The organism is Myroides sp. ZB35 (genome assembly GCF_001865835.1).
Lineage (GTDB): Bacteria > Bacteroidota > Bacteroidia > Flavobacteriales > Flavobacteriaceae > Flavobacterium > Flavobacterium odoratimimum.
This window is the reverse complement of record NZ_CP017769.1, coordinates 2361319-2388029: the sequence shown is the minus strand read 5'-3', so window position 1 is coordinate 2388029 and position 26711 is coordinate 2361319. Positions and strand designations below refer to the sequence as shown.

General features: G+C 35.6%; 20 protein-coding genes. 9 read left to right on the top strand and 11 right to left on the bottom strand.

The window, feature by feature from the left end; translation table 11 throughout:
* Window positions 1-26: 26 nt before the first annotated feature.
* The gene (locus BK054_RS10770) at window positions 27-3176 is read left to right on the top strand and encodes an efflux RND transporter permease subunit (RefSeq protein WP_058699434.1); all 3150 of its coding nucleotides are present in this window, start codon (window positions 27-29) and stop codon (window positions 3174-3176) included.
* 12 nt (window positions 3177-3188) lie between these two features.
* The gene (locus BK054_RS10765) at window positions 3189-4661 is read left to right on the top strand and encodes an efflux transporter outer membrane subunit (RefSeq protein WP_006260798.1); all 1473 of its coding nucleotides are present in this window, start codon (window positions 3189-3191) and stop codon (window positions 4659-4661) included.
* Between the two features lie 339 nt (window positions 4662-5000).
* Here BK054_RS10765 and mltG read toward each other — a convergent pair whose 3' ends face one another.
* From mltG to dapF, 3 genes are read right to left on the bottom strand one after another with little or no spacing between them, the layout of a single operon-like run.
* Window positions 5001-6038 carry an endolytic transglycosylase MltG gene (mltG, locus tag BK054_RS10760; protein WP_058699433.1) on the bottom strand — a complete coding sequence of 346 codons (1038 nt, stop codon included), beginning with the start codon at window positions 6036-6038 and terminating at the stop codon, window positions 5001-5003.
* An 8-nt stretch (window positions 6039-6046) separates the two neighbouring features.
* On the bottom strand, window positions 6047-6571 hold the full coding sequence (locus BK054_RS10755; protein WP_058699432.1) for a GNAT family N-acetyltransferase: 525 nt from the start codon (window positions 6569-6571) through the stop codon (window positions 6047-6049).
* A gap of 5 nt (window positions 6572-6576) precedes the next feature.
* On the bottom strand, window positions 6577-7359 hold the full coding sequence (dapF, locus tag BK054_RS10750) for a diaminopimelate epimerase (RefSeq protein WP_058699431.1): 783 nt from the start codon (window positions 7357-7359) through the stop codon (window positions 6577-6579).
* Between the two features lie 134 nt (window positions 7360-7493).
* Here dapF and BK054_RS10745 point away from each other — a divergent pair, with 134 nt between their 5' ends.
* Both BK054_RS10745 and BK054_RS10740 read left to right on the top strand, forming a co-directional pair.
* The gene (locus BK054_RS10745; RefSeq protein WP_058699430.1) at window positions 7494-8894 is read left to right on the top strand and encodes a trypsin-like peptidase domain-containing protein; all 1401 of its coding nucleotides are present in this window, start codon (window positions 7494-7496) and stop codon (window positions 8892-8894) included.
* A gap of 113 nt (window positions 8895-9007) precedes the next feature.
* Window positions 9008-10456 carry a glyceraldehyde-3-phosphate dehydrogenase gene (locus tag BK054_RS10740; RefSeq protein WP_006256790.1) on the top strand — a complete coding sequence of 483 codons (1449 nt, stop codon included), beginning with the start codon at window positions 9008-9010 and terminating at the stop codon, window positions 10454-10456.
* A gap of 73 nt (window positions 10457-10529) precedes the next feature.
* Here the strand turns inward: BK054_RS10740 and BK054_RS10735 are convergent, their stop codons facing one another.
* The 3 genes from BK054_RS10735 to BK054_RS10725 form a co-directional block, all read right to left on the bottom strand.
* Window positions 10530-11099 carry a TlpA family protein disulfide reductase gene (locus BK054_RS10735; protein WP_058699429.1) on the bottom strand — a complete coding sequence of 190 codons (570 nt, stop codon included), beginning with the start codon at window positions 11097-11099 and terminating at the stop codon, window positions 10530-10532.
* A gap of 173 nt (window positions 11100-11272) precedes the next feature.
* Window positions 11273-12592, bottom strand: a complete 1320-nt coding sequence (locus tag BK054_RS10730) for a solute carrier family 23 protein (protein ID WP_058699428.1) — start codon at window positions 12590-12592, stop codon at window positions 11273-11275.
* A gap of 134 nt (window positions 12593-12726) precedes the next feature.
* Complete coding sequence (locus BK054_RS10725; protein WP_006263118.1) at window positions 12727-14988, bottom strand: aconitate hydratase; 2262 nt, start codon at window positions 14986-14988, stop codon at window positions 12727-12729.
* 306 nt (window positions 14989-15294) lie between these two features.
* On the opposite strand from BK054_RS10725, the gene BK054_RS10720 reads away from it, so the two are divergent.
* The gene (locus BK054_RS10720) at window positions 15295-15759 is read left to right on the top strand and encodes an OsmC family protein (RefSeq protein WP_006256794.1); all 465 of its coding nucleotides are present in this window, start codon (window positions 15295-15297) and stop codon (window positions 15757-15759) included.
* Window positions 15760-15846: 87 nt separating this feature from the next.
* Here BK054_RS10720 and BK054_RS10715 read toward each other — a convergent pair whose 3' ends face one another.
* From BK054_RS10715 to BK054_RS10705, 3 genes are all read right to left on the bottom strand, one after another.
* Window positions 15847-18609 carry a bifunctional aconitate hydratase 2/2-methylisocitrate dehydratase gene (locus BK054_RS10715; protein ID WP_058699427.1) on the bottom strand — a complete coding sequence of 921 codons (2763 nt, stop codon included), beginning with the start codon at window positions 18607-18609 and terminating at the stop codon, window positions 15847-15849.
* A 410-nt stretch (window positions 18610-19019) separates the two neighbouring features.
* Complete coding sequence (locus BK054_RS10710; protein ID WP_006263115.1) at window positions 19020-20393, bottom strand: peptidylprolyl isomerase; 1374 nt, start codon at window positions 20391-20393, stop codon at window positions 19020-19022.
* Window positions 20380-21249 (bottom strand): hypothetical protein, encoded by an 870-nt coding sequence (locus tag BK054_RS10705; protein WP_006263114.1) that lies wholly within the window; start codon window positions 21247-21249, stop codon window positions 20380-20382. Before BK054_RS10705 ends, BK054_RS10710 begins: the two co-directional genes overlap by 14 nt.
* A 390-nt stretch (window positions 21250-21639) precedes the next feature.
* Here BK054_RS10705 and BK054_RS10700 point away from each other — a divergent pair, with 390 nt between their 5' ends.
* Window positions 21640-23232, top strand: coding sequence for a peptide chain release factor 3 (locus BK054_RS10700; protein ID WP_006256798.1), 1593 nt, complete (start codon window positions 21640-21642; stop codon window positions 23230-23232).
* 415 nt (window positions 23233-23647) lie between these two features.
* On the opposite strand, the gene BK054_RS10695 is transcribed toward BK054_RS10700, so the two are convergent.
* The gene (locus BK054_RS10695; protein ID WP_006256799.1) at window positions 23648-24163 is read right to left on the bottom strand and encodes a hypothetical protein; all 516 of its coding nucleotides are present in this window, start codon (window positions 24161-24163) and stop codon (window positions 23648-23650) included.
* Between the two features lie 139 nt (window positions 24164-24302).
* Window positions 24303-24959, bottom strand: a complete 657-nt coding sequence (locus BK054_RS10690) for an HAD family hydrolase (RefSeq protein WP_071307253.1) — start codon at window positions 24957-24959, stop codon at window positions 24303-24305.
* Window positions 24960-25059: 100 nt separating this feature from the next.
* Here BK054_RS10690 and BK054_RS10685 point away from each other — a divergent pair, with 100 nt between their 5' ends.
* The 3 genes from BK054_RS10685 to BK054_RS10675 are packed head-to-tail and all read left to right on the top strand — an operon-like array spanning window position 25060 to window position 26495.
* A complete protein-coding gene (locus tag BK054_RS10685) occupies window positions 25060-25602 on the top strand; it encodes an RNA polymerase sigma factor (protein ID WP_006256801.1) in 543 nt (180 codons plus the stop codon).
* A gap of 43 nt (window positions 25603-25645) precedes the next feature.
* Window positions 25646-26059 (top strand): hypothetical protein, encoded by a 414-nt coding sequence (locus tag BK054_RS10680; RefSeq protein ID WP_058699425.1) that lies wholly within the window; start codon window positions 25646-25648, stop codon window positions 26057-26059.
* A 4-nt stretch (window positions 26060-26063) separates the two neighbouring features.
* Window positions 26064-26495, top strand: a complete 432-nt coding sequence (locus BK054_RS10675) for a hypothetical protein (protein WP_006263113.1) — start codon at window positions 26064-26066, stop codon at window positions 26493-26495.
* Window positions 26496-26711: the final 216 nt, after the last annotated feature.

The following is a 26711-nucleotide window of genomic DNA, read 5'->3' as shown; positions in this document are numbered from 1 at the left end:
GTACTCGCCTTACAAAACAATTTAATATGTTAAAAGCCATTATAGAACGCCCCATATTAGCCACTGTAATCTCAATTATGTTTGTGTTACTAGGACTAGTAGGGCTTACCTTACTGCCAATTACAAGGTTCCCAGAGATTGCACCTCCTAGTGTAAGTGTATCAACTTCTTACCCTGGTGCCAATGCAGAGACTGTTGCTCAGAGTGTTTTACTTCCGATAGAAGAATCTATTAACGGGGTAGACAATATGACCTACATTAGCTCTAAAGCGAGTAACAGTGGATCAGGAACAATCAACGTATTCTTTAAAGCAGGTACTGACCCTGATCAAGCTGCGGTAAACGTACAGAACAGAGTAAGTAAAGCTGCTGGTGATCTACCATCAGAAGTGAATGAGAACGGTATATCTGTGACTCCTCGTCTTAGTGGTAACATTATGACGATCAACTTCTACAGTGATCACCCAGAAGAAGTATATGACGAAACTTTCTTACAAGCTTATACACAGATTAATATTAACCGTGAATTACTTCGTGTACCAGGAGTAGCTTCTGTGAGCCGTATTGGTGCTCGTGACTACTCTATGAGAACATGGTTAAACCCTGATAAGCTTGCCTTATATAGTTTAACTCCACAAGATGTCATCAGTGCGATCAAAGATCAAAACTTTGAGATTGCACCAGGTAGCTTTGGGGAGACATCTGATGAAGCCTTTGAGACTGCTTTAAAGCACAAAGGGAGATTTAACTTACCTGAACAATACGAGAACATCGTTATTAAAACGAATAAAGACGGTTCTGTTCTACTGCTAAAAGATGTAGCTAGAGTAGAGTTCGGAGCCTCTAACGTAGGTAGTGATAACAGTGTGAACGGGTACCCTGGTCTAACGATGAATATTACACAGACCAACGGTTCTAACGCACGTGATATCGATATCGCAGTGCGCAAAACATTAGAGAGACTGTCTAAATCATTCCCACAAGGAGTGCATTATGAAATTAGCTATTCTGTAAAAGCGCAGATAGACGAATCTATTAGTCAAGTAAGAAGTACACTATTCGAGGCATTCTTCTTAGTGTTTATTATTGTTTACTTGTTCTTACAGGATTTCCGTTCTACAATTATTCCAGTTATTGCTATTCCTATCTCGCTAGTAGGTACCTTGTTCTTTATCTATTTAATGGGATTCTCTATTAATATATTGACCATGTTTGCCTTAGTACTAGCCATCGGTATTGTGGTGGATGATGCCATCGTAGTAGTGGAAGCCATCCACGAGAAGATGCATCATACAGGAATGAAGGCTAAAGAAGCGACAATCACGACGATGAACGAGATTACGAGAGCTATTATCTCTATTACGTTAGTCATGTCAGCAGTATTCTTACCAGTAGGATTTATGCAAGGGCCTGCAGGGATATTCTATAAGCAGTTCGCTTATACCCTAGCCTTCGCTATTTTGATTTCTGCTGTGAATGCCTTGACGCTGAGTCCTGCACTATGTGCTTTATTCTTAAAGCAACCATCAGGAGAAGAATATGCTGCTCAGAAACCTCAAGCAGGATTTAAGAGAGTACGCAATAAGTTCTTCTTTGCGTTTAATACTGCATTTGACAGTTTTACAGAGAAGTATGTCGTAACGATCAAGAAGTTAATTACGAACAAAAAAGTAGCTATCGCAGGATTAGCCCTAATCATAGGAGTTGGAGTTCTATATTTATACAAGACCCCTTCTTCATTTATCCCTAGAGAAGATGATAGTTATATCACTTACTCTCTAGCGATGCCTCCAGGAGCTTCATTAGCTCGTACTAAGGTAGTATTAGCGAAAGCAGATAGTATCTTAAAACAGCGTACGGATATCGAGGGGATGACAGCTATCTCAGGATATAATACGATAGATGGTAATGCCAGCCCATCATTTGCAGTAGGGTATATTAACCTTAAACCGTATAAAGAAAGAGGTAAAGTAAAGAATATAGACAAGATTATCGCAGAGATACAAGGCGATTTATCACAGATACACGAGGCTTCTTTTAACGTATTCCCTAGACCTACTATTTCTGGTTTTGGTGATTTTGGAGGAATTGAGTTTGTATTACAAGACCGTATGGGAGGTGGATTTACAGAGTTCAACCAAGTGAGTGATGAGGTAATTAAACAATTAAATGAAAGAGAAGAAATATCTAATGCCTTTACTTCATTTAAAGCAAACTACCCTCAGTATTTACTTGAGATCGACTATGTAAAAGCAAAATCGTTAGGTGTAAGTGTAAAAGACCTAATGACTACTATCAAGAACTACTATGGTCGTGTAAAAGCAGGGGACTTTAATAGATTCGGTAGAACGTACCGTGTATATATGCAGGCAGACATCCCATTTAGAGAGAGTCCACAGTCCTTCTCTTCTATCTATGTAAAGAACAAAGATGGAGAAATGCTACCTGCTAATACCTTGATTAAACTGAAGAAAGTATTAGGTCCAGAGACCGTAACTAGATATAACTTATATAACTCTATCTCTATCAAAGCTAACCCTGCACCAGGATATAGTACAGGAGATGCGATGAAAGCGATAGAAGAAGTAGCAGAACAACTACCTGGTAACTACTCTTATGAGTACACAGGTATGTCATTAGAAGAAAAAGATTCGGGTAACCAAGCGATTATCATCTTTGGGCTAAGTATCATCTTTGTGTACTTCTTATTATGTGCTCAGTACGAGAGTTACTTGTTACCAGTAGCGATTCTATTGACAGTACCGACAGGATTATTAGGGGTAGCCCTATTCGTTAACCTAGCTGGATTACAAAACAATATCTATGTACAAGTAGGATTGATTATGTTGATCGGGTTATTAGCGAAGAATGCCATCCTTATCGTAGAGTTCGCTCTACAACAGCGCAAAAACGGATTGTCGATATTCGATGCTGCCGTAGAAGGAGCTAAAATGCGTCTAAGACCTATCCTAATGACATCATTTGCTTTCGTAGCAGGTTTAATACCGTTGATGTTTACAGTAGGACCATCAGCTCAAGGAAACCACTCGATCAGCTTCAGTGCTGCTGGTGGTATGATATTTGGAGTAATTGCAGGTATATTTATTATCCCAGTATTATTCTATATCTTCCAGACTTGGGACGAAAAACTTAAATCTAAACTTACTAATGAATAAAAGATAGAAACCATGAACACAAAAAGAATTATAACAAGCACTTTATATGTATCGGTGGTTTCCGCAGCTTTAGCCTTACATTCTTGTGCTCCACAGTCTAACTATAAAGCACCTGAATTCGAATTGCCAGAACAGTATAGAGGTCAACTAGACTCTATCAACAATACTAGGGATTCGGTAGGAATAGCTGATATTGATTGGAAGACGTTCTTTGAAGATGAGAAGTTGATTGAATTAATCAACAGTGGATTAGAACACAACTTCGATATGGCTAATGCTATAAAGAATATCGAAATAGCTGACCAAAAGGCTAGACAAGCTAAACTAGAATGGCTGCCATCAGTAGATATGACACTTGGTAATGTAGCCTATCAGTATCGCTCTTCTAATTACTATGGATCAGCAGCAAGTAAATACTACGAAAATAAAGGGAAAGACGCTCCTAAGAATATGTATGTCAACTCTGCTCAATACGTCTCTTCTCTAAGTGTAAGCTGGGAATTAGACGTCTGGGGAAAGATGAAGAGCATGAGTGCTGAAGCTCTAGCGAACTATCTACAGACTCACGAAGCTCGCAAAGCGGTACAGACTACTCTAATCGCTAATATAGCAGAAGGATATTATAACTTACTACTGCTAGATGCTCAGATGGAAGTAGCTCAGTCTAACTATGAATTGACGAAGAATACCCTAAAGATAGTTGAACTACAACGAGATGCAGGTCAGACCACCTCTCTTGCTATTCAACAGACGCGTAACCAAATGCTAGTAGCAAAGGCGTTAATCCCTTCTCTAAAACAGCAAATAGCAGTTCAGGAGAATGCGCTATCCCTGCTTACAGGACAGCTACCAGATGCTATCGAGCGAGATACTAAGTTAGCAGAGGTCAACTACCAAGAAACACTGACAACAGGAGTACCACTATACTTAGTGAGTCAGCGTCCTGATGTACAACAAGCAGAGCTAGCTCTAAAAGCGAGTAATGCAAGAGTAGGTGTAGCACAGACTAGCAGATACCCTTCTCTTACAATAGATGTAACGGGAGGATTAAATAGTATGTTAGGTAAGAATTGGTTTAATATACCTGGTTCTTTATTCGGTGGGTTAATAGGTGATGTAGCCGCTCCTCTATTTAATAAGCGAAAACTAAAAACAGATTATGAAGTAGCTAAAATAGAAAGAGAAAAAGCAGAAATAGACCTTCAGAAGTCTGTCTATACAGCTATCACAGAAGTATCTGATGCCTTAATCACATTAGAGACAGTGAAAGAGCAGATAGAGATCGCTGAAGAGCAAGTAGCGACTTCTAGATTAGGGGTAAAGCAATCTAACTTACTGTTTAACAGTGGATATGCCAACTATATCGAAATTATCAATGCACAAAAAAATATGCTAGATAGTGAGCTGAACCTAAACAAATTAAAACAGAACAAACTAATTTCAAGAGTAAAACTATACCAAGCTCTTGGTGGTGGATGGAAATAGTACTCCACATTTATACTCTTATAATCTATACCAGAAAAGGCTGTCCGTGGACAGCCTTTTCTATTACTCTTATTTTAGCTAGATTGTACCTAGATTGCGAATACCTCATTAGTACTTATATCGTATGTCCATACTCACTCCGTTATTTTATACACATTAACGGACTTGCTACGGACTCATAACGGACTCACTACGGACTCATTCGAAACAAAACAGCATGAGTACTTATAGTAAAGTCATACAATATTAAATCCCTATAAACTATATTTATATTCCACTTCAGAAGTATAAATATAAAAAAAGCTGTCCAAAATTAGACAGCTTACTTCTATTATTTTTTTAATTGATACCTGCTTGGTTTAGCCATGCACTATACTTTCTACTGTTAGCATTATGCTGAGCTAGTGTTACCGCAAACTCATGATACCCTAATCTATCTACACTCGCACAGAAGTACACATAATCGTGTTTCTCTGCATTCAACACTGCATCTATACTAGACTGATCTGACATAAAGATAGGTCCTGGAGGTAGCCCTGTATTCTGATACGTATTATAAGGTGATGGTATCTGAGTATCCTTTAGATACACTCTTTTGATCACTTGTTTAAAATCATTAGTATGTAGTTTCTTAGCATATACTACAGTAGGGTCTGCTTGTAATGGCATTCCTAACTTAATTCTATTTAGGTACACTCCTGCTACTTTTTCTTTCTCGTCTGCTTTACTCGTTTCTTTCTGAACAATAGAAGCTAAGATAGATACCTCTACAGGTGTTAGCCCTAGAGCTTTTGCTTTCTCTTGACGCTCAGCGTTCCAGAAGCGGATGTACTCCTTATGCATCTTATTACGGATTTTCAAAGGGCTTACATTCCAATAGAATTCATATGTCTCAGGTAAGAAAGAGACTAATACACTTTCTTTAGTAAATCCGTTTTCTTCTAAGAAACTAGGTTCATAGAACGTCTCTAAGAAACCTATACTATCCGTCTCAAACATAGAACCTAATCTCCCTGCAAAATCTTCTATTCGCTCAAGGTTATTATACGTTAGACGCACAGGTACATTCTTTCTAAGTGCCTCGATGATGTCATAGGTATTCATTCCGTTTCTAAGTTTAAAACGACCACTGAATACATTAGACGGATAACTGCGTTGTTCTGCTATTTCTACGAAACCTTCTTTATCATTTAGATAAGGTTCTAATACCTTTAATACATAATGAAAGTTATCTTCTTGCTTAATGTAGATAAACTGTTCTTCATCCCAACCTTTTAAATTAGGCGAAAACGCCTTACCATACCATATATACAAGTATCCTAATAGTCCAAATCCCCCTAGAACAACTAGAATAACTAAGATGTTTTTTAACTTCATAATTTTATTTAAAATAATAATTGATACAACGCTTCGTCTTTATAAACTCCGCCAACTCTTTCCCAATCTTTCTTTATACCTACTAGTTTAAAACCGTGTTTTAAAAACAGTTGTTGACTAGGATAATTATCTACCGAAATATTAGCATACAGCTGGTGCAAACCTAATACTTCTTTGCCATAATTAATAACTAATTCTAATGCTTCTGCTCCTGCTCCTTTCCCTCTATCCTCTGGATGCTGGATCACAATACCTACACCTGCTCTATTGTTCTTAGGGTCAAACTCAAATAGATCGATTAACCCTAATGTCTGCTCTGTATCTATATCACAGATTACTAATCGCAACTGCTTTACTTCATAGATATCGAGATGAGCATTCTCTAAATACTGTCGAATCAAGAAGCGACTATAAGGTGTCACTGTATTACTAACTTCCCATAAATCAACATCATTCTCTATCTGATAGATGAACTCTAAATCTTCTGGCTCTAAAGCACGTAAAAATATAGCATTCCCACGAATATGTAACATCTTTTTTATATTTGTATTGTCCCTTCAAACGCTAGTTTGGCTGGTCCGCTTAATACTACATTTCTATAACTAATACGATCCTCTGTCTCAAAACTAATCGTCAGACTTCCCCCCTCTACATCTATCTTCACTTCATTATGATCACACTTCCCCTGAGCATACATCGAGATAGCTACTGCAGTAGCTCCTGTACCACAAGATAACGTCTCGTCTTCTACCCCTCTCTCGAATGTGCGTATTCTGAAATGATTAGGACCTTCCTGCTCTACGAAGTTTACATTAGTTCCTCCTGGTGCGTATAATTCACTCTCTCTTATCTCTTGTCCTATACCGAATACATCATAATTTCCTAAATCTCTCACTACCTGTACATGATGAGGTGATCCCGTATTTAAAAAGCTGTATGACTTCTCTATCTCTATCCCTGACACATTGATCATCTGTAGCGATACTATCCCCTCACTACTAATGGTAGCGGTATGTTCTCCATCTATAGCTATAAAACGGCAATTGTCATTAATTATTTTTAATTGTTTCGCAAAGGCTACTAGACATCTACCTCCATTACCACACATGGTACTCTCACTTCCATCTGCATTATAATAGACCATTCTAAAATCATATCCTTCTGCTTCTTCTAACAAAATCAAACCGTCTCCACCTATTCCAAAGCGTCTATGACATAAATGTGCTACTAATTCCTTGTCTTCTTTAGGAAAAAAACTAGTGCGGTTATCTATCATTACGAAATCGTTACCAGTTCCCTGATATTTATAAAATCTCAACATATAGCTAATCTTACTTAAAGTGGTAAAAATACAAATAATGTATGTTAAAACACGGTGTTAAGTGATGGTTAAACATCATTTTGTTCAAATTTTTATTTAGTAATTTTAGTCTTATTTAATTAATAGATTTATATATGAAAAAGATCTTAGGTGTTTTTTTAATTTGTTTATTAAGTGGTAGTATGACACTGGCTGGTTATAAGTATTTTTTTGAAAATCAAAACAATACTGAACTAAGTAAACTAGAGGATGTACCCTCTGCACTTTCTACTACTAAATCTTCTATTATCCCAAATTCGTCTATTGATTTCGTTGAAGCGGCTGAAAATACTGTAAATACAGTAGTCCACGTCAAAAATCTAAGCTATGTATCTTCTCGTTCTAACCCTATTATGGAACTATTCTATGGGTATAAGCCTTCGCCAAAACCTCAGATAGGAACAGGGTCAGGTGTTATCATTACTGAAGATGGTTATATCGTCACGAATAACCACGTGATCGCTAATGCTTCTGAACTAGAAGTGACACTCTCGAATAATGAAACGTATAAAGCGAGACTAATCGGTACGGATAAAGAAATGGATATCGCACTATTAAAAATAGAACCAAAAGAGAAATTATCTTATATCGTATTTGGAGATTCTGACGACATTCAACTAGGAGAATGGGTTATCGCTGTAGGTAATCCTTATAACTTAACCTCTACAGTTACAGCAGGTATCGTATCTGCTAAAGCTCGTAATCTATCTAAGACAAGTATTCAATCTTTTATACAAACAGATGCCGCTATCAACCCTGGTAATAGTGGTGGTGCCTTAGTCAATACTAAAGGAGAATTAATCGGTATTAACACCATGATCTCGTCTAACACAGGTGCTTATGTAGGGTACGCCTTCGCTGTGCCTTCTAATGTAACGCGTAAGATAGTTGAGGATTTATTAGAATATGGAAATGTACAGAATGCTACTCTAGGGGTATCTGGATATGAATTAACTCCTCAAATTGTCAAAGAGCTCAACATTAGCAATACTTCTTTTGGTTTTTATATTCAAGATATAATAACGAACTCTGGTGCAGCTCAGGCTGGATTAAAAAATGGAGATATTATCACTAAGATTAATAATAAAGAGATTAAGACCTTTGTAGACCTCCGCTCAATCATTAATACTAAACGCCCTAAAGATATAGTAGCAATAGAATATCTAAGGGGTAACGATACACATAGTACTTCTATAACACTTGGTAAGAATGAACCTCGCAAAATAGAGTTTAGAGGATTAGAATTACAAGAACTAGATACAGCCGAAAAAGAAGAGTTAAACATCAGCTACGGATTTAAAATAACGAAGATATTAGACAAGGATTTTGCGAAATATGAGGACGATTTGATCGGTAGTATTCTCCTTTCTATCAATGATCTCAAAGTTTCTAACATCAATCAAATTAAAAATATCGACTCTCAGATTAATCAAAATCAAAAAATAAAGCTCACTTTAATGAATAAAAACGGAGAATACCTTCGTTTACTAATATAATCGCAAGGTTCACCCAATAAATACACTAAAAAGAGTATTTTAAACTTTCCAACTTGATTAATTCATTAAAAAAACAGACTTTTGCAGTAATTTATCACAACACAATTTAATATATGAAAAATACTAGTCTTTACGAGAAAGAATTAGCTTTTCAAGCAGATCGTAGAAAAGCATGCGTAGAGTTTATTAAGATTATTAGTGACCTATGGTATGACAAGTCTATTGAACTATTGATGTTCCGTAACCAACTTATTGACCGTAGCGTTAGCGATATCATTAACTTACATGAGTATGCTGCAAAATTTGTTGGGAAACCAATCAATATTTTTGATTCTGTAGAAATAGCTGAAGCGATTCAACGAGCTGACTTACCACCTTCTAGAATCGATATCGGTCGTTTAACTTATGAATATCACTTAGAAGACAACAAGCACAGCAATGCTTTAGACTTTGTTATTTCTAAATTAAAAGACGCTAAAGAAACAGAAGAATTAGTACCTAAAGACGTAGTACTTTACGGATTCGGACGTATCGGACGTTTATTAGCTAGAGAGTTAATGAATAAAATCGGTAAAGGACAACAAATGCGTTTAAGAGCAATTGTAACTCGTGATAAAAACGATGCAGTTCTTTTAGAAAAACGTGCTTCTTTACTTAAATATGACTCAGTACACGGAGACTTCGAAGGTTCAGTAATCGCTGATCCTGAAAACAATGCTTTAATCATTAACGGTACTACAGTACACATGATTTCTGCTAATGCTCCAGAAGAAATCGACTATACTCAATACGACATTGAGAATGCTTTAATCATCGATAATACAGGTGCTTTTAAAACTGATGAAGATTTAAAACGTCACTTAACTTCGAAAGGTGCTTCTAAAGTATTATTGACAGCTCCTGGAAAAGGTGTACCAAACATCGTTCACGGTGTTAATCACACTGAGTATGATCCAAACCAAGTAGATATCTGGTCTGCTGCTTCTTGTACTACGAATGCTATTACTCCTATCTTAAAAGTAATGGAAGATAACTTCGGTGTAGTAAAAGGACACTTAGAGACTATCCACGCATATACAAATGACCAAAACTTAGTAGATAATATGCACAAGAAATACCGTCGTGGTAGAGCTGCTGCATTAAACATGGTTATCACTGAGACAGGTGCAGGAAGTGCTGTAGCTAAAGCGTTACCATCATTAGCTGGTAAACTTACTTCTAACGCTATCCGTGTACCAGTACCTAATGGATCACTTGTAGTATTAAACTTAGAGGTTGGTAAAGAAACTTCTGTAGAAGATTTAAATGAAGTAATGCGAAAAGCTGCTCTTAACGGAGACTTAGTAGAGCAAATTAAATATTCTATCAATAACGAATTAGTATCATCTGATATCGTAGGAACATCTGCTCCATCTATTTTTGACAGTAAAGCTACTATCGTTTCTGCAGATGGTAAAAACGTAGTTATGTACGTATGGTATGATAACGAGTATGGTTATAGCCACCAAGTTATCCGCTTAGCTAAGTACATCGCTCAAGTTAGACGTTATACTTACTATTAGTAGATAGTAAGCTTAATATATAAAAAAGTCCAGCTAATGCTGGACTTTTTTTATACTTCTATGTATTACATTTTTATTTCAATAATTCGTCTAGTGTTACTCTAAACTTAGAGCTATTCCAGTCAGCTGCCCTAAACTTACGCACTACTATATTCCCTTTTTTATCTATTACATAAGATGCTGGTATAGATTCTGAAAACAAGACAGCAGGAGCTGCATTCTGTTCAAAATAAATAGGTAAAGTATACTGATGCTTCTCTTTAAAAGCCTTTACCTTATCAGGAGACTCTGAGGTAACGAAAAGAAATACTGCTTTATCTTTATAATCGTTATAAAGCTCTTGAAAGCTAGGTTTCTCAGCTAAACATGGAGGGCACCACGTAGCCCAAAAGTTAATGATAACCACTTTTCCCCTAGTCTTATCTAAATCAAAAGTTTGTCCATGCTCATCTATTAAATGCCATGACTCGTAATTCACTGTTTGTTGATTTTCGACTTTCTCTAAGCTAGGACTCATAGCCACAAGCCTATTCAGCCACACCTTCACACTATCCCCTAAAGGAGTAAATAAAAAAACTCCTAATACAATAATAAATATAGCATTAGATATCCATCCTTTCTTCTTGGTATTCTTCTCACTCATACTCTTACTTTATTCAATATTTAAATCTAGAATACTCATTATACAAATACTACAAACCTATTCTACGTTATAATTATTGTACAATCACTTTTCGTTTATCTTTTTATAATGTATTCTGAGTTAAATATATAAAGAAGTCGCCACAACAAAAAATGTACTTATCTAAAACTGCACTAAGATTTTCTAAACATATCGTCAAAGTCCACATCTACTCTTCCTGGTAATACGATATTTAATACTATCCCTATAATAGATGCCAATGCCATTCCTTCTAATGAGAATAATTCTCCTATATGAATAGCTGCTCCTCCGATACCGATAATCAATATAACTGATGAAATAATCAGGTTTCTCTTTACCTTAAAGTCTACATCATTCTCAACTAACATTCTCAATCCACTCGAAGCAATAATACCAAATAAGAGAATAGAAACACCTCCCATTACAGGTGCAGGTATCGTACTTAACAAAGCTGATATCTTACCACAAAAACCAAACAGAATAGCAAAACATGCTGCTCCCATAAATATATATATACTAAAGGCTCTTGTAATAGCTAATACTCCAATATTCTCACCATAAGTAGTATTAGGTGGTCCTCCTATCAATGAGGCTAACATAGTAGCTACTCCATCTCCTAACATACTCTTATGCAATCCAGGATCTTTTATTAAATCTTTATCAATGACTTTACTCAACACCAACTGATGGCCTATATGTTCTGCAATAGGTACAATAGCTACAGGTAACATCAATAAAATAACATACCATGACACAGTAGGCTCGTAATGTACAAAAGGAACCATAAAATTCGGTACTTCAAACCAATTAGCTTCAATCACTTTTTCGAAGTGAACTACTCCCATGATTGCAGAAAAACAATAACCTCCTACAATACCTACTAGCACAGGGATAACACTAAGGAAACCTCGGGTAAATATTGCTGTAATAATCGTTATGGCTAATGTAACTAGGCCAATCATAACATAAGTTAAGTCATATTCTCCTTGAGGATTATTAGTCACCATACCGATGGCTGTACTCGCTAGTCCTAATCCTATAACCATAATAACAGGCCCAACTACGATAGGTGGTAATAATCTCATTAACCAATTAGTACCTGCCTTAGCAATTAGTAATGCTACTAAAGAATAAACAACTCCTACAAGAAAACTACCTACTAAAAAACTGCCTACAGGCATACCTGAAGAAGGGTCTGCTTCTAAAGCTTTCATTGCTATAATAGGGTTTATAAAAGCAAAAGAAGAGCCTAAGTATGAAGGAACTTTCCCTCTAGTTATAAAGATAAAGACCAATGTACCAATACCACTCGATATTAAAGCTATAGCAGGATTCATTCCTGTCAAGGTAGGAACTAAGACTGTCGCTCCAAACATCGCAAATAAATGTTGGACACTCAATAGAATCCACTGCCCTAATTTAGGCTTCTCATCTACTGCTAATACTATTTTCTTATCCTCTATATCACTCATTTGTTGTCTTGTTTACTAGTTATAACTAGAGTGCAAAATTAGTTAATTCAAAGTTAATAACACCTCTATTCAAACAGATAAAAAAAGGGTACCTCAATTGAGATACCCTTTATAATATAGAATTGTAGAGTTAATTACTTACCTGCTGCAATTAAGTTTAATGCAGAACCTGCTTTAAACCATTCTATTTGACTAGCGTTATACGTATGGTTAGCCATGATGATGTCCTTAGATCCATCAGCATGTACGAACTCTAATGATAACTGTTTACCTGGTGCAAACTCAGTTAAATCTAAGAAGTTGATTGTATCATCTTCTTTTATCTTATCATAATCAGCTTCATTAGCAAACGTTAAAGCTAACATTCCTTGTTTCTTTAGGTTTGTTTCATGAATACGTGCAAAAGACTTCACTAATACAGCTTTTACCCCTAAGTGACGAGGCTCCATAGCTGCGTGCTCACGTGATGATCCTTCACCATAGTTCTGATCTCCTACTACGATAGTAGGAACATTAGCTGCTTTATACTCTCTTTGTACTGCAGGTACTGCTCCGTAAGCACCTGTCAGTTGGTTCTTCACTTTATTTGTCTCATGATTAAAAGCATTCTCTGCTCCTATCAACATATTGTCAGAAATATTATCTAAATGTCCACGGAAACGCAACCAAGGACCAGCCATAGAAATATGGTCTGTAGTACATTTACCAAAAGCTTTAATCAACAATTTAGCTCCAGTAATGTTCTTTCCATCCCATGGAGTAAATGGCTCTAACAATTGTAAACGACTAGAAGTAGGGTTTACATCTACTACTACATTTGAACCATCAGCAGCTGGTGCTTGATATCCAGGATCCTCTACTGCAAAACCTTTAGTCGGCAATTCATCACCTGTAGGAGGTACTAATTTTACTTCTTCTCCATTATCGTTAATTAGTGTATCTGTGATAGGGTTAAAACCTAAGTCACCAGCAATAGCTAAAGCAGCTACCATTTCAGGAGATGTTACAAAAGCATGGGTATTTGGGTTACCATCCGCACGCTTAGAGAAGTTACGGTTAAACGAATGAACAATAGTGTTTTTCTCTTGTTTATCAGCTCCTTCACGATCCCATTGACCGATACATGGCCCACAAGCATTGGTAAATACTTTTGTTCCCATCTTCTCAAAAGTCTCAATGATACCATCTCTTTCAATTGTATAACGAATTTGTTCAGAACCTGGGTTAATACCAAATTCTGCCTTAGGAGTGATTCCTTGAGCTACTGCTTGTTCTACAATAGAAGCCGCTCTAGACATATCTTCATAAGAAGAGTTCGTACAAGAACCTATTAATCCCCATTCTACTTTTAATGGCCATCCGTTAGCTTCTGCTTCTGCTCTCATTTTTGACACAGGAGTTCCTCTATCTGGTGTAAAAGGTCCATTAATATGTGGTTCTAATTCTGATAAGTTTATTTCTATTAACTCGTCAAAGTATTTTTCTGGGTTAGCGTACACTTCAGCATCTGCTGTTAAGTGTTCAGCTACCTTATCAGCAGCATCCACTACATCTTGACGACCTGTAGCTGCTAAATATCTTCTCATTGAATCATCGTATCCAAATGTAGAAGTAGTCGCACCTATCTCTGCTCCCATATTACAAATAGTACCTTTACCTGTACATGACATAGAAGTAGCTCCTTCACCGAAATACTCTACGATAGCTCCAGTTCCTCCTTTTACAGTAAGAATATCTGCTACTTTAAGAATAACGTCTTTAGGGGCAGTCCAACCGTTTAACTTACCAGTTAACTTCACACCTATTAATTTAGGAAACTTTAATTCCCAAGCCATGCCAGACATTACATCTACTGCATCAGCTCCACCTACACCTATAGCTAACATACCTAGACCACCAGCATTAACTGTATGTGAATCTGTACCAATCATTAATCCTCCTGGGAAAGCATAGTTCTCTAGTACAATTTGATGAATAATACCTGCTCCTGGTTTCCAGAAACCAATACCATATTTATTAGATACAGAAGATAAAAAGTTAAACACCTCTGATGATTGGTTTTGTGCTGTTTGAAGATCTGTAGCAGCACCTACTTTTGCTTGGATTAAGTGGTCACAGTGTACTGTAGTTGGCACGGCTACCTTTTCTTTTCCAGCGTGCATAAATTGTAATAAAGCCATCTGAGCTGTTGCATCTTGACACGCTACACGGTCTGGTGCAAAGTCTACATAGTCTTTACCTCTCTCAAATGATTGTGATGGTGTTCCATCCCATAAGTGAGTATATAAAATCTTTTCTGAAAGTGTTAATGGACGACCTACTAGTTCACGAGCTTTCGCTACGCGGTCAGGCATCTTATCATACACTTTTTTAATCATTTCAATATCAAAAGCCATAATAAAGTTCTTTTTTTACAATTTAAATTATTAAGACAATTTACAGTTTTTTACCTCTAATAAATTCTATATAAATGTTAAAACAATATATTTAAAATGATTCTATTTAATTGAAATAAGTTTACAAAATAGACTATAATACTATGTCTAAGTATAATATCACAACAAATGATTAGTTGAGTATTTTGTTTAAATTTGAATCAAACTAATAAGAGGAATTATTGCCCTTACCTAAACTCGCCAACTATGATATATAGGTAAGCAAATGCTACTTATGAATTCATCGTCTTATTTAAAACAAACACCATGTACAAACATCTTTTTAAAGCTGCGCTAAATTGGATTGCTATCGACAAGCAAAAAGAGTCGAACAAAAAGGTGTATGCTAAAAGCCATACCATCAAAATAGAAGGAAAAGATATTTTACCTATTTCAGCAGCCAAAGCCTTTAAAGGAGACCCTACGTTGCTAAATCCAGAAGATTTATTGCTAAGCGCTCTTACATCATGTCATATGATGTCGTATTTATACGTATGCCAGCAACACGATATAGAAGTGCTTGCTTATGAAGATAATTCGGAGGCTACGTTAGTACTAAATGATGATGGTAGTGGACGTATAACCAAAGTGGTTTTAAATCCGATAGTACGCATCAGAGATGAATCACAAAAAGAACTAGCGCTACAACTACATGTTCAAGCCAACAAACTTTGCTTTATTGCTAATTCTTGCAATTTTGAAATAGAACATCATGCACAATGCATTGATTAACGTGATCCCATAAAAAAACGAGCCTATCTAATATTAGATAGGCTCGTTCTATATTAACTACATTTAAATATTTCTATTTAGCGTATATTATTTAGTAGGAATTGGTTTGAACTTCGTTAAGTTAATTCCTTCTACAGAAGATTTATACTCTTCGATAGTAGGGATTCTTCCTAAGATAGCAGAAAGTACTACTACTGGAGTAGAAGCTAATAAAGACTCTCCTTTTTTACGTTCAGAATCTTCTACTACACGTCCTTGGAATAGACGAGTAGATGTAGCCATTACTGTATCACCTTTAGCCGCTTTCTCTTGGTTACCCATACATAAGTTACAACCAGGACGTTCTAAGTACATAATGTTTTCGTATTCTGTACGGTTAGTTGTTTTTGGCAATAAATCACTAAACTCAAATCCAGAGTATTTTTGTAAATATTCCCAATCTCCTTCAGCTTTTAACTCATCAATGATATTATAAGTCGGAGCAGCCACTACTAATGGAGCATTAAACTTAACCTCACCATTTTGTTTTTCAAGGTTTTTAAGCATTTGAGAAACAATCTTTAAGTCATCTTTGTGAACCATACATGATCCTACGAAACCTAAATCAACTTTCTTATCACTTCCGTAGAAAGAAAGCTCTCTAATAGTATCGTGAGTATAACGTTTAGATACATCATCATTATTTACGTCTGGATCAGCGATCATAGGCTCATCAATGATGTCTAAGTCAATCACAACCTCAGCATAATATTTAGCATTAGCATCTGGAGTTAATGCTGGTTTTTCACCAGATCTAATCTCTTCGATTCTCTTATTTGCTTTATCTATTAATCCTTGAAGAACTTTATTACTATTATCCATACCTTTCTCTATCATGATTTGGATACGGCTCTTAGCGATTTCTAAAGACTCGATTAAAGTATCATCCTGAGAAATACAGATAGAAGCTTTTGCTTTCATCTCTGCAGTCCAGTCAGTAAATGTAAATGCTTGGTCAGCAAGAAGAGTTCCGATATGAACCTCGATAATTCTACCTTGGAATACGTTCTCTCCTCCGAATTGTTGTAACATTTGAGATTGAGTAGCATGCACTACATCACGGAAGTCCATATGTGGCTTCATATCTCCTTTGAAAGTAACTTTCACTGACTCAGGAATTGGCATAGAAGCCTCTCCTGTTGCTAATGCTAAAGCTACTGTTCCAGAATCCGCTCCGAAAGCAACCCCTTTAGACATTCTAGTGTGAGAGTCACCACCGATGATGATAGCCCAATCGTCAATTGTAATATCATTCAATACTTTGTGAATAACGTCAGTCATTGAGTGGTATTCCCCTTTAGGGTCACGTGCTGTAATTAACCCGAAGTCATTCATAAACTTCATTAACTTAGGGATATTAGTCTGTGCTTTTTTATCCCATACAGAAGCAGTGTGACATCCAGATTGGTATGCACCATCTACGATAGGAGAAATAACTGTAGCAGCCATCGCTTCTAACTCTTGAGCAGTCATTAATCCTGTTGTATCTTGAGACCCAACGATATTAACTTCTACTCGTACATCTGATCCTGCGTGTAACACTTTTCCAGGAGTTACTCCTACTGCGTTTCTATTGAATATTTTCTCAACAGCAGTAAGTCCTTGTCCTTCTATAGAAATCTCTTTTGAAGGAGCGAAAACCACAGGAGCTTCTATTCCTAATACTTTCGCAGCGAAAGTTTGGATCTTTTTACCAAATACGATAGCATAAGAACCACCAGCTTTGATAAACTCCATTTTCTGTGGAGTAAGTGCTTTAGCGATATCGATAAGCTCTTGTTCTCCGTTATATAATTTTTTAGATTTTGTATCAATAGTCAATACAGTTCCAGTCTCAACAGAGTAAACTTGTTCTAATACAGGCTCACCTTTTTCATTGCGAACTACCTCTCCATTAGCATCTGTTTTCTTCACCCAGTTTTTAAGGTCAAGTCCGATACCTCCAGTTACATCAACTGTAGTTAAGAAAATAGGTGAAATACCGTTAGTACCACCTACGATTGGAGCAATGTTTACGAATGGTACATAAGGACTAGCTTGTTTACCTGTCCATAAAGCCACGTTATTTACTCCAGACATTCTTGAAGATCCTACTCCCATAGTACCTTTCTCAGCAATCAACATTACACTCTTACCAGGGTGTGCAGCTTGTAGCGCTTTAATCTCTTGTTGAGCAGCAGGAGTGATCATACACTGTCCGTGTAACTCACGGTCAGAACGAGAGTGAGCTTGGTTACCCGGAGATAATAAGTCAGTAGAGATATCTCCTTCACCAGCGATGAAAGTTACTACCTCTATTTTCTCAGCTACTTCAGGAAGTTTTGTAAAGAACTCCGCTTTAGCATAGCTCTCTAAGATATCCTTAGCAATAGCATTACCAGCTAAGAAAGCCTCTTTTAGACGTAATGTATCTGCATCGTATAAGAACACTTGTGTCTTAAGTACTTTAGCAGCTTCTAAAGCGATAGCTTCATTATTACCTAATGCCAAGTCTAAAAGAACCTCAATAGAAGGTCCCCCTTTCATGTGAGATAATAATTCGAATGCAAAAGCTGGAGTAATTTCTTTTACTACAACCTCACCTAAGATAATTTCTTTTAAAAACTTTGCTTTAACACCTGCAGCACTAGTAGTACCAGGTAAAACATTATAAATAAAAAGCTTAAGAGAATCCTCATGGTATTCGTTCTCAGCATCTTTTACTTGTGCTATAACTTCACTTAATAGTTCAGCACCGTCAATTGGCTTAGGATTAAGCCCTTGAGTTTTTCTTTCTTCGATCTCGTTGATGTAATCCTTGTAAAGACTCATAGTTATGTCTATTTAATAAAAGGTTGAGGATAGAACCCTGTATCAACCTATACATGTTATTTTGTATTAGTTCTTTTTCTAAGCTTAATCCTCACATACTCATCCTTCTTAGTTTAGATAATTATGTTTAGTTTATCACTTTGAATTTTTGTCAGCACAAATTTAAGCAAACTAATTTATTTTCAAAAGTTTTTAATGAATCCTACAAATACAAAAAATATTATTTACAAACATTCTTCTTTACTGAATTAAATTCAATAGTTTTAATAAACAGAACCTCTTTTTCTGAAATTAATTAATTTTTAATGCTTAATATATCATATTACGATATTTATCCCCTAAACATAAAAAAAACGACATTCTAGCCTATTGCTAAAATGTCGTTTTCATTCCTTCAGATTATTATATTCTTATTTTTTAAGCCAATTATTACGGAATGTACAATTACGAAATTCCCCCTGAATGTTAATATAAGCATCATTTACCTTACGAGAAACCCATTTATTCACTTCTTCAGCTTGTTTTTTATTTAAAGCCATATTTCTAACCTTCGTATAATCCTCTGCAAAGTCAATTTTATGCTCAGCATATTTCTTATTGATTGTTACTATACGATAGTATTTCTCTTGTTTTTGCATATCGTTCTTTAATGCCACTTGAGATACTTCGCCTTCTTTTAGATTAGACACTAAGAAATATAGTTCTCTATCTTCCATATTATTCAATTCAAAACGTGGGTCTAATGATCTAGGATCTTTCATAATACCACCATTTTGTTTTGTATCCTTATCATCTGACTCACTCGCTGCAGCAGCTGCGAATGTAATCTCCTTATTAGCAATCTTCGTACGGATATTCTCTGCCCTTTTCTTAGCTTCTTCTAATGCAGCATCAGTTGGTTTTGGTTTTAATAAGATATGTCTTAGATCTAAGTGTTGTCCACGTATCTTCTCTAAGTATATGATATGATATCCGTATTCTGACTCGAATGGTTCAGAGATCTCTCCCTCTGCCATGTTGAATGCTACCTCTTTAAACTCTTTTACGAAAGGAGACTTTTTAGTGATAGAATAGAATCCTCCATTACTAGCAGACCCTCTATCATCTGTGAATAGTACCGCTTTACTAAAGAAACTAGCACCATTCTCTAATACGTCTTTCTTCATCTCATTCAGACGATCGATTACTTTTTGCTTTTGCTCTTTAGAAATCTCTGGTTTAATCACAATCTCAGCTATCTCTACCTCATCCCCTACAGTTGGTAACTGATCTTTAGGAATCTCGTTAAAGAACTGACGCACTTCTTCTGGAGTAATAGTTACCTTCTCCACGATATGCTGTTGCATATTCTGCGTCAGTTTATTTTGTTTTACGATTTCGAATAATGCCTCACGTAGTTCCTCTTCGTTCTTTTTATTATAGAACTGGATAATCTTATCTATAGAACCTACATCTTCCACCATACGGTTGATCTGTTCGTTCATAAAAGTAGTCACCTCAGCATCTGTCACCTCTAAACTGTCTTGTACAGCCTGGTGAGCAAATAATTTGTCTTCCAATAGTTTTTCAAACAAATCACATCTTGATAAATCACCTGTAGGGATACGTTGTGCTTTAAGCTCTATCAACGTTTTATCAATTTCTGATTCTAAGATAATGTAATCTCCTACTACTCCTACTACTCCATCTATTTTTCTACCCTGTTTAGTCTGCCCTTGCGCAAATCCTACAAAAGAAAGAGCTAGCCCTAAAGCTACCATTACCTTCTTATTAAAAAACTTCATACCTTTTATTTTTTTTAGCATCCTTTAATATATCTTCTTCGTATTGTTTTAGTAATTCCATTTTACGATCATTAATGACCATCATCTTTAGTGATTTCTTTAAATAACTAAAAGGAATTACACTTCCTCTAGATAATACCGTATTCACTTTTACAAAATAAGTACTATTTTCTTCTTCTACCTCAAAAAAGGCATTGTTTTTTAAGTAATTATCTTTGTTGTTATTATTTAAGAAAGGAAGCTTCTCATATATCTGCTTCACATCCACCCATATAGAGTCATTTAGAGCATACGATTTCATGTGCAGAGACATTCCATCTAACTTCTCATGATCTTCTTTTCGAGACGAACTAAAGTACTTTCTGATTGTACTATAATTACTATTATCCTTTAAGACATTAGCATAAGACATTCTCACTAGCATATCTTCTACAAGGAAATTACTCTTATACTTATCATAATACACTCTCAAGTCTTTCTCTTGAATAATTGTATCTATACTCTTCTGTACTAGTTTTTCTAGATAATCCTTTATTAGCAAATCACTTTTAAATTGATCGACTAATTTATCTATTTCTTCTTTCTTATCACTAGATAGATTAAACTCCGCAGCTTCTATCAATAATTTTTTAGTAGCCCACTTATCTATAAACCGAGTCACGATAGCTAGACTATCCTGCTTATCAGCACTAGAAGGAACGATACCATGTACCTCATCTCTGTCTAGATAAGTATCATTTACCCTTGCTACAGCATTCTCCTTAGACCCAGTGCTACCAAGCTTATCACAAGATACCACCATAGCACCACATAACATACTCAAAAACAAGGTTCCTACTAAGCGATATTTATTCATACACTATTTCTATTTATGAAACTAATTCCCAAAAATACTTATTTTAAAACAAAGTTTTATAACCAAAAATAAGTTACTTTCTAATTCTACCCCACTCCTTCTAAATTCCAACACACAATAATACAAATCTTTACTAAAGTACCTACACTAGTTAACGAAGTATTGATAATAATTATGTAATTATTTTACATAAAGGATAACTCCTTTCCTTTCTAAATATTGCTTTTTTATACTATCAACGTGAGTTCTACTATCTACTCTAACCATCGCTATCCCATTACATCAATCTATCTGAGTATGAAATAGCGACTAAATGTATACATCATTCTCCAAAAAACAACTTTTAATTCCGCAAAATATAAGTACTTTTGTACCTTAAAATTTTTAATAATGAGTTTTTTAAAGGAAATAGATCGTAGACGTACATTTGGTGTAATTGCTCACCCTGATGCTGGTAAGACAACATTAACTGAAAAGTTACTACTTTTTGGTGGAGCTATTCAAGAAGCTGGTGCAGTAAAAAACAACAAGATTAAAAAAGGAGCTACTTCCGATTTTATGGAGATTGAACGCCAACGTGGTATTTCTGTTGCAACTTCGGTTCTTGCATTTAATTATAAAGACAAAAAGATTAATATTCTAGATACACCTGGTCACAAGGATTTCGCTGAAGATACGTTCAGAACACTGACTGCAGTAGACAGTGTTATCGTAGTAATTGACGTTGCGAAAGGGGTTGAGGAACAGACTGAGAAGCTTGTAGAAGTATGTAGAATGCGTAATATACCAATGATCGTATTCATCAACAAACTTGACCGTGAAGGACGTGATGCTTTTGAACTAATGGATGAAGTAGAACAAAAACTTCAACTAAAAGTAACTCCTTTAAGTTTCCCTATCGGAATGGGGTACGACTTTAAAGGTATCTATAATATTTGGGAAAAGAATATCAACTTATTCAGTGAAGATAGCCGTAAGAACATTGAAGAAACAATCAATGTATCTGACCTAGCATCTCCTGAACTAGACAAATTAGTAGGTGAGAAATCTGCTAATAACCTACGTGATGAATTAGAAATCATAGAAGGTATTTACCCAGAGTTTGACAGAGAAGAGTATATCAGTGGTAACCTACAACCTGTATTCTTCGGTTCTGCGTTAAACAACTTCGGGGTACGTGAACTATTAGATTGTTTTATCCAAATCGCTCCTTCTCCTCGTGCTAAAGAATCTAGTACAAGAGTAGTAGAGCCTAAAGAAAATACATTCTCAGGATTTGTATTTAAGATCCATGCTAATATGGACCCTAAACACAGAGACCGTCTAGCATTCATCAAAATTGTATCTGGTACATTTGAGAGAAATACTCCTTACTTACACGTAAGACAAGGTAAGAAGCTTAAGTTCTCTAGCCCGAATGCTTTCTTCGCTGAGAAAAAAGAAATCGTAGATGTATCTTATGCTGGAGATATCGTAGGGTTACACGATACTGGTAACTTTAAGATCGGAGACACATTGACTGAAGGAGAAATCATGCAGTTCACAGGTATTCCTAGTTTCTCACCGGAGCACTTCCGTTATATCAACAACGCTGACCCACTTAAATCTAAACAATTAGAGAAAGGTATCGATCAGTTAATGGATGAAGGGGTAGCACAGTTATTCACCCTAGAGATGAATGGTCGTAAAGTAATCGGTACTGTGGGAGCACTTCAGTACGAGGTTATCCAATACCGTTTAGAGCACGAATACGGAGCTAAATGTACGTATGAGAACTTCCCTGCTTATAAAGCATGTTGGGTACGTCCAGAAGATCCTAAAAACGAAGAGTTCAAAGAATTCAAACGTATAAAACAGAAGTTCCTAGCTTTTGATAAATCAGGGCAACTAGTATTCTTAGCGGATAGTGAATTCTCTATCCAAATGACACAAAGTAAATTCCCTACTGTGAAGCTAGCATTCACATCAGAAGAAATTAAATAGTCAATATACTATAAAATATAAAATCGCTTAAGAGATAATCTTAAGCGATTTTTTTATGATTCAATCTTCTCTTAGGTAAGAGAATACCACAACCAAGTGGCAACTACATCATATTCTTCATACAAGTAACTCCTCAACTTTTAAAAATTTCCGATCGATATACATACACATGACTATCCTCTTACCCTGCACCCTGCTATTACACTCATCTCACTCTCTATCGAAACAAATACATACTCAATCTAGTTTAAATCTATAGTCACTCCGTTTATTTACCTAAAATAACGGAGTCAATACGGACTCATAACGGACTCACTACGGACTCAAGACAACTAAAACTAAAAGAACCTAACTAGTAGATACAAAAAAAGCTACACCGAAGTGTAGCTTTCTATATCTTTAACAAAGTCTAAGATTAGAATCTCTTCATTTGTTCTTTCATCATTTTGATTTGGTCTTTTAACATCCCTTGTTTATCAAGCTTCTGCGCTTCTCCTAGAAGTTTAGTAGCTTCTAGCTTACGTCTCTTCGTCATCGCGATACCTGCTAACTGAAGTTTAGCCATTGCTAAGTCTTGATCCATGTTTAATCCAAGTTCTACAGCCTTCTTCATATACTTCTCTGAAGCATTTAAGTTAGTCTGAGAAGTCATGATTCCCATTAAGTAGTTATAATATCCATTCTGCTTACGCACTAATGCTGTCTCTGGATTTTTGATTTTATTCAACCATTTTTGGGCACCGTCAAAATCTTGTTTTCTCAATTTCAAGAAAGCTAATAAGATAAACTCATTTTTATAGTAAAGTAATATTACTAATGAAATAAGGAACAATAAGAAAATACCGTTACCAATATTACCTTCTACGAATTGCCAAACTGATACTGCGAATAATACCGCAGCGATACCTAATTTAATATATCTATGAAACATCTACTTAATAAGCTTTTATTATAAAGAACGCAAAGTTAATAATTTCTATCCATTATAAAAATAAAAGAAAGTCAAATTAAACGCCTTTACATTCCTAAATCATTATATTTTCTCTTATTGTCTTTTTACCTACTCTACCTTAGAGCTGGATGACATAGTCTGCATCTATTGCCGTAAAATCGTGTACGATATAGTTAGCCCCTGTATAGTCTTGTTGTTTAGAGTTAGCACTCTTATATCCTATCACCTTAATGCCTGCTGCATTAGCTGCCTTGATACCATTAGTACTATCTTCTATCACGATGCAGTCCTCTTTATCACTATACTTCGCTAGTGAAGCTGCCTTTAAGAATATCGCTGGGTCTGGCTTAGACTTAGGAAGATCCTCTCCACTTACGATATGTGTAAAGAACGGATACAGCCCAAAACGAGTAAACACTCTGTCTATCGTACTCTTAGATGCTGATGATCCTACGATAAGCTCTATCCCTTTAGCATGTAATCCTTCTATCAAGTCTCGTACACCATCTATTAGTTCTAGATCAGGCTTGGTATCAAAAGATTCGTTGAACAACGCTCTTTTTCTCAATACCATGTCCGGAATATTACCTTCTACACCATATATTTCTTTTATGCGCTCATACGTATTCTTAGTAGAGTGCCCTGTAAAGGAATTATATACGTGCTCTGAAACTTCTATTCCCAATTCTTTAAAGTGACTGTGATATGCATAACGGTGTACCGGCTCAGTATCTACAATCACCCCGTCCATATCAAATATAACCGTCTTGATCATTTTTTTTCTGACAAAAATAATCCTTTATATCAATATACTGACTTTATTTATCTACATTTACTTCTCTCATCCAAAAACAAACTATAAAATATCAAAACTCTTGTCTGACGAAATTTCACTCTTACATCGATTACAAAATAACGACACAAAGCATGAAGCATTTCGTGAATTACTAAGCCTCTATCAGCAGCGCTTATATATGCATATCCGTACTATCGTGTTGAATCACGATGATACTGATGATGTGCTACAAGAAGTATTTATAAAAATATATCAAAACATAGATACCTTCAAGGGGAATAGTCAATTGTTCTCATGGATGTATAGAATAGCGACTAATCAAGCACTAGATTTTCTAAAGTCAAAAAGTAGAAAAATGCAACTAGAAGATGATGAGCTAAATGAGTATCTAGTCAATCAACTAGAAGCAGACAGTCTATTCGATGGGGATGAAGCAGAACTCATATTACAAAAGGCAATAGCGTCATTACCTCAAAAACAACAACTCGTCTTCAAGATGAAATACTATGAAGATCTAGACTACCAGACTATATCAGAAATTTTAGAGACTAGTGTAGGAGCACTAAAAGCTTCTTATCACCACGCAGTAAAGAAAATAGAACTTTTTATAGAGTCAAATTAAACCTTTGTACTTTTTAATCGTCTAACTAATAAAGGAGAAGAATATGGACAATAAATATTTAAATACGAAAGATCCTAAAGGCACTTTTAAAGTACCTGAAGACTACTTTGCTAATCTAGAGCATAGAGTATTAGCTAATATTGACTCTTCTATCACTCCTACTCCTAAGGTAGTACCTCTGTATAAAAGCCGTTATATTTGGACCACTGCAGCAGCGGCTATTGCATTGCTGTTTGGTATTACGTTCTTCTTTACTCCAGGTTCTAATACTTTAAATAAAGATAGTATAGAGAGTTACTTAGAATACAATCAAAGCTTCTCTTTAAACAATGACATTATCAATGCATTAGATGAAGAGGACCTCAACGACCTAAAAGACAATATAGAAATAAAACAATCCCAAATAGATCATTATGTGTTATCACATATTGATATCGAGTATTACTTAAATGAATAATACAATGAAACAATTATTAAGTATTTTAATGGTGCTTATGTTTAGTGTAACTACTTATGCACAGGACAAACATGATCAGATTAGATCATTAAAAGTTGCTCATATTACAGCCGAATTAAACTTGAGTAGCGAACAAGCCGAAAAGTTCTTACCGATCTACATCGCTTATGATAAGAAGATGTCAGAACTACGACACACTAATGTATTTAAATACATCAAAAACGCAGATATACAAGACTTAAACAAGCTTAGTGATAAAGAAGCGAATAAGAAAGTACAGGAACTAATAGACTTCGAAGAATCTTATTCTTCTGCTCGAATCAAGTTTGTAGAAGATGTTAAAAAGATCATAGGTGAAAAGAAAATTCTTGTTCTAAAAAAGGCAGAAGACGACTTTAACCGTCAACTCCTCAAAAAGTATAAAGACAAGAAGTAATTCTATTTAACCCGAATTATGCAATAGACATATAAACGAAAAGTAATTATACAAAATAGGTCTGAATTAGTGATTAAAGCATACTATAGTATGGTTTGAGAGCTAATGAAAGAACTATGAAGTAGAATTGCTTTGTAGTATTTGGCTAATGCGTAATTTGGGTTTAACTTAAAATAATATTAATCCATACCTATAAAGCCCACAAATCAACGTATA